Source organism: Trichocoleus sp. DQ-U1 (assembly GCF_039961925.1).
In the GTDB taxonomy this organism is placed as follows: domain Bacteria; phylum Cyanobacteriota; class Cyanobacteriia; order Cyanobacteriales; family FACHB-T130; genus FACHB-T130.
Genome location: NZ_JAMPKB010000153.1, coordinates 1 through 5078 on the forward strand (window position 1 = coordinate 1; position 5078 = coordinate 5078).

At 45.3% G+C, this 5078-nt stretch carries 4 protein-coding genes; 2 read left to right on the top strand and 2 right to left on the bottom strand.

Annotated elements, in window-relative coordinates; all coding sequences use genetic code 11:
* Positions 1 to 545: 545 nt before the first annotated feature.
* Positions 546 to 671, bottom strand: a complete 126-nt coding sequence (locus NDI34_RS27660) for a hypothetical protein (RefSeq protein WP_348234435.1) — start codon at positions 669 to 671, stop codon at positions 546 to 548.
* A 39-nt stretch (positions 672 to 710) separates the two neighbouring features.
* Here NDI34_RS27660 and NDI34_RS27665 point away from each other — a divergent pair, with 39 nt between their 5' ends.
* Positions 711 to 3437, top strand: coding sequence for a caspase family protein (locus NDI34_RS27665; protein WP_348234436.1), 2727 nt, complete (start codon positions 711 to 713; stop codon positions 3435 to 3437).
* Between the two features lie 55 nt (positions 3438 to 3492).
* Here NDI34_RS27665 and NDI34_RS27670 read toward each other — a convergent pair whose 3' ends face one another.
* Positions 3493 to 3618 (bottom strand): hypothetical protein, encoded by a 126-nt coding sequence (locus NDI34_RS27670; RefSeq protein WP_348234437.1) that lies wholly within the window; start codon positions 3616 to 3618, stop codon positions 3493 to 3495.
* 229 nt (positions 3619 to 3847) lie between these two features.
* Here NDI34_RS27670 and NDI34_RS27675 point away from each other — a divergent pair, with 229 nt between their 5' ends.
* Entirely contained in the window at positions 3848 to 5008 is a 1161-nt protein-coding gene (locus NDI34_RS27675; protein ID WP_348234438.1) for a patatin-like phospholipase family protein, read from the top strand.
* Positions 5009 to 5078: the final 70 nt, after the last annotated feature.

Here is a 5078-nt window from a genome sequence, read left to right on the forward strand (position 1 = left end):
AAGCGTCCTTGAGTTAGAACGCTCTCTACAATTTCTAGCGCTTCTTCAACAGTCATTTATTAAAACTTGCCTCAGAAGTAAATGTGAGCGATTTTAAATCTGACAAACAGCGGGTAGTAGTTGCATTGCCCGATTGAGATAGCTATGTATCTGACTTCCAACACCCGCTCAACGATTACGTGCAAAAGCTGGAAATTTTCTCTAAAAAATCTATTGTGGCTTTTTGTCAGCCAATTGTCAGTATTTATCCAGTCCTTTTCATGACATTTATCTGACAAATTTTATGACATTTTCCGACTGTCAAGCCTGGTACAGAAAGCTTAACTTGGACTTATGCACAAACAAAAACCTTAGTCAAACAAGATGATACAGAACGAAACTTTAGGCTCTAAGCCACTTAATCTTTCTTAAATTTTGTCCAATTGATTTTGTCCGGGTGGGGTGGCAGATGACAGTAAAACTACGTAATTCGCTAGACATAAGCCTTTAGGCGTAGGGAAATATGCTTAAAAAAGTTACGCAGGCTCCACTAGAAACGATTCAGGTTAGGCAGAAACAATGCGATCGCGCTTAAGTGCTTTGCCGAAATATACAGCACAGCTCTTACCCTGACGGCAGATAACCAGCTTCAAACGCATGGTGCTGTCTTTGCCGAAAACGACTGCAAGCATTGACTGGCTACAACAAGTTACAGCAATTAGGAAAAAATCATGGCTCAACATCCTCATGGCGCTTGGATTTGGAATTTAGCTAAAATTCGCCCAGATTATTTAGCACGCCTCAAGCAGCAGAATTGTCAGCGCATTTACCTCAAAGTATTTGATGGTAGAAGTCGCCCCATGTTTTGGGCGCATCAATGCTCAAAGGGAATAATTGACAGATTTCACCAAGCAGGGATTGAAGTTTATGGTTGGGGTTATCACTACGGAACGCCGAATATTGAGGCGCAGGTTAGTGCCGTGCGTAAAGCTTTAGACTGCGGTATTGATGGCTACATTCTCGATTTAGAAGAAGAAGTTAAAAATCGGAATACGCACGATGACGTTAAAAGGCTGATTCAAGCCCTTCGCCCCTACGTTCAACCGGGTACATTAGGCTACACCAGCTTTGGTCATCCGGGTTTTCATCCAGAAATTCCTTGGAGATTGCTAGACGACCTTTGCGACTTGGCATTCCCACAAATTTATTTTGAAAAATGGGGATTTGGTACCGATGAAGTGGAGGTCAAAGCAGCACTTGATGCTCACAAAAAGCTGGGACTAAAAAAACCAATCTTACCTATTTGGGGTTCTGAAGAAGATGCAACTAAACCTGCACCTGCCGCAACCCTACAAAGGTTTTTGGATCGATATCCCGGTTCTTCTGTCTTTCGCGTACCTAATATTGGTCAGCAGGGAGTAGCCTGGAACCTGAACTATGGTGGGGAAACCTTGCCTACACCTACAACTCCTCTAACCACTACCGAAAAACCGACAAAAGCACTTTTTAGAATGGAGCTAGAAGACACCACAGCTTTAGTGGTGGGTCATCTATTTCTGTTTGATGCCAACAACAAACAAATCTTTGATGCGGTAGCGACAAGCGGATTACCAGGTTATCAAAGTTCCGATGATTTATGGAAACGCGCTCAAGGACCTATTCCAGATTTAGAAGGAATTCAACTTTCTACTGAAGGAATAATTCGTGAATCGGGGGAAATTCACGGGTTATCTTTCCCAATTTTGCCTTACATATTTGAAAACCCCAGCACTGGAGACACTCGCGGCGGTTTTGGTGTATACAACGATGCTGGGAATCCCGGAACGGGTGGGGGAATTGGCATCATTAACCCCAACACTTATGAGCGCTTTTGCACGTTAATGGAAAATGCCCGTAAAGCAGGCGTTTCTAAGATGTCGTTGAAGGTCGAGTATGGCGGACGCAGTCGCGCACCCGTTAAGCCAGCTAGAGCCTTATTTAAAATGCAGCTTGCCAACACCTCTCGGCTGGTGACGGGTCACATCTTTTTGTTTGATGCGAATGGCAAGCAAATTTTTGATGCTGTAGCTACTAGCGGATTGCCAGGTTATCAAGGCGCAGACGACCTTTGGAAACGTGCTCTGGGACCTATCCCAAATGTCAAGGGATTAACAATCAACACCGCAGGTATTTATATGCCCAGAAAATCCGGTGTTAACGGCTGGTTTTTCCCTATTTCGCCTTTTTTCGTTAAAGGTCCCATTCCGCGTGGTGATTTTGGCGTTCATGTCGATGCCAATGTGCCGGGAAGCTCCGGCTGCGTTGTGATTCGCGATCGGCGCACATTTGATCGCTTCCGCGACGTTATGGTAGCGGCTCGCAGTGCGGGGGTCAAGCAAATTCCCTTAGAAATTCAGTATCCTGGCACGCGCAGCGCATCTGCTCTCGGAAGATCGCGAAATCATCAACCAAAAGGTGTTTCCATTCACATTGGCATCAATCGCGTTGACGAACATCACTATCAAGGATGGTCTGGGCAACTGAATGCTGCTGAGAATGATGCGAGGTCAATGCAAGCGATCGCAGACCAACAAGGATTTGCCTCTCAACTACTCTTAACCGAGCAAGCAACTTGCACCCGCGTTAGAGATGCGATCGCTCAGGCGGGAAGAGAACTGGAGTCAGGAGATATCCTGTTGCTGACTTATGCTGGTCACGGAGGACAGATACCTGATTTCAATAACGATGAGGTAGACAAGCTGGATGAAACCTGGGTGTTATACAATCGCGAATTGCTTGACGATGAATTAAACGCCTTATTTGCACAGTTCAAGCCAGGAGTTCGCATTTTAGTCATTTCTGATAGTTGTTATAGCGGTTCCGTGACAAGAACGCCCCACAAAGCTTTATTCTCAACTGACTCTATCACCGGGTTTAGTCCAGAATGGTCGGGCACAATGAGGACAACTGAACTGTCTAAAGTCCGGGCGATGCCACAGGAGCTTAAGTACAAGACGTACTATGCCAATCACGGGCTTTACCGCACGATACAAAAATCGAGTCGTGCAGGCGATCGGGATGCAATTGGAGCTAGCGTAATTCTCCTCTCTGCTTGCCAAGAAAACCAGCAAGCACAAGAGAATCTCGAACACGGAGATTTTACTCAAGCACTACTTAAAGTCTGGAACCAAGGACCGTTCACAGACAGCTATTTTGAGTTTTATCGAGCAATTGTGAGACTCATGCAGAGTTCGCAAAGCCCAGACTATCGCTATACACCAGGTACTTTAGACGTAAACTTCGATCGCGAAATTCCATTCGTAATCAATTTTGGCGATAGCGACGCTAGTGAAGAGGCAAATTGGGGCGATTTTCCTGAAACTGATTGGGACAACACTCCAGAGCTTGGCAGTACCAATGGTTGCGGTGCTGAAGAAAACCTAGATTTAAGCGAGGACTTTGTTCAACTTGAAGCCTAGTAATGCTTCCTGCACAACTGGTTTGTGTCGTTATGAGTTAGCAGAGGAGTACAAATCAAGCGCGATTGCCTCCTAAGTTTTGGGAAGCAGCAGAGGCGATCGCACGCATCTTTATTAGCGCGATCGCCTCACGGGCACAAAGATTGCAACCTTGAATGGATAAGCTTTGGCGCGATCGCACTTGCCATCAACGTAACATCAGACTTTTTGCATAAATCTCAAAGACAAGGGTGATAAGTCTTACGAAGACATAGATTTAGTTGACTTTTTGCAAGAAGCCTACTGAATGGTAAGAACAGTGGGAGGGCAAACCCCTATAACTTGACGTATTTTTAGCGTCTCGTGCCAGCAACGCACCCAATAAGATTTTTGACTGATTAAGTAGTTAATTCAAAAGTAGAGGAACACACATGAAAGCTAATAAACCTTTCCGCATCCTTGCGCTGGATGGTGGCGGTATCCGTGGTTTAGTGTCCGCAATTTTGTTAGAGTGTTTGGAAAAAAAACTACAGGAACTCGAACCAAAGCCAGAGGTGCGACTGGGAGATTACTTCGATGCGATCGCGGGAACCTCCACCGGCAGCATTATCGCCTGCGGTGTAGCTAATAGAATTAGTGCTAGTGAAATTAAAGATTTGTACCTGAATCGGGGGATTGAAATATTTCCTAAATTCTGGAATGTCATTAGAGGCATGATAGGGCGTATTACTAATGGATTCAGCCAGCCGATTTATGACGGCATCGGATTGGAGACAGTTCTGCAAGACGTGTTTAGGAACCAGTTTGGGGAACAGCTTCTTTTTGAAGACTTGCCGAAACCAACCATCATCACGAGTTATGACACCTACGCTCGACAAGCTGTAGTGTTCAAAAATACTGAACCTCTACTTGGAAAAATACCTGTATGGGAGATTTGCCGATCCTCCGCTGCTGCACCCGTAGCCTTTCCTGCCTATGAAATGAAGAACGAGCATTTTCTGGAATATTACAAGGCAAAGGGTTATGAAATTCCCCAGGCGGGAGGCATTCCATTAATTGATGGCGGTGTGGTGGCTAACGCTCCAGCGCTTTGCGCGATCGCCGAACGCTTGCACTGGAACCTCTATCCTCCAACTAATCCGAAGAAATGGATTACTGAAGGATACGAGTGGGTTGAGATCAAAGATATTGTAGTTGCTTCCTTTGGCACGGGACAGCCAATTGCTAGAGGAATTGGCATCGAACAAGCAAGAGGATGGGGTGCTGCTGAATGGGCAAGTCCATTTAAGGGTATACCTATTATCGATATCCTTTTCGATGGTTCTACTGATGCAACCGATTACATTGCTCAGCAAATACTCTGGAAGGAAAACTATTTCCGTTTCCAACCACTCCTCGACAAAGCTAGCAGTATACCTGCTTTCAATGCTAATCCCGGTAAACTTTATGCGCTGAAAAATAGGGTGGAAGTTTACTGCAAAGAAGTTGACGAGCAACTGAACAACCTGGCGAAAATCCTGACATCAGAAACAAGCAACCAAGCTGTTGTTGGAGAAGAAAATGTCACACCCCTTTCAGTTTATTCCTGCTGATAGCTACGTGGAGGTATTTTTGTCCTTGCTAGCATTGACTCTACTTTTAGCAGCTGTGTTGTGGGCGATC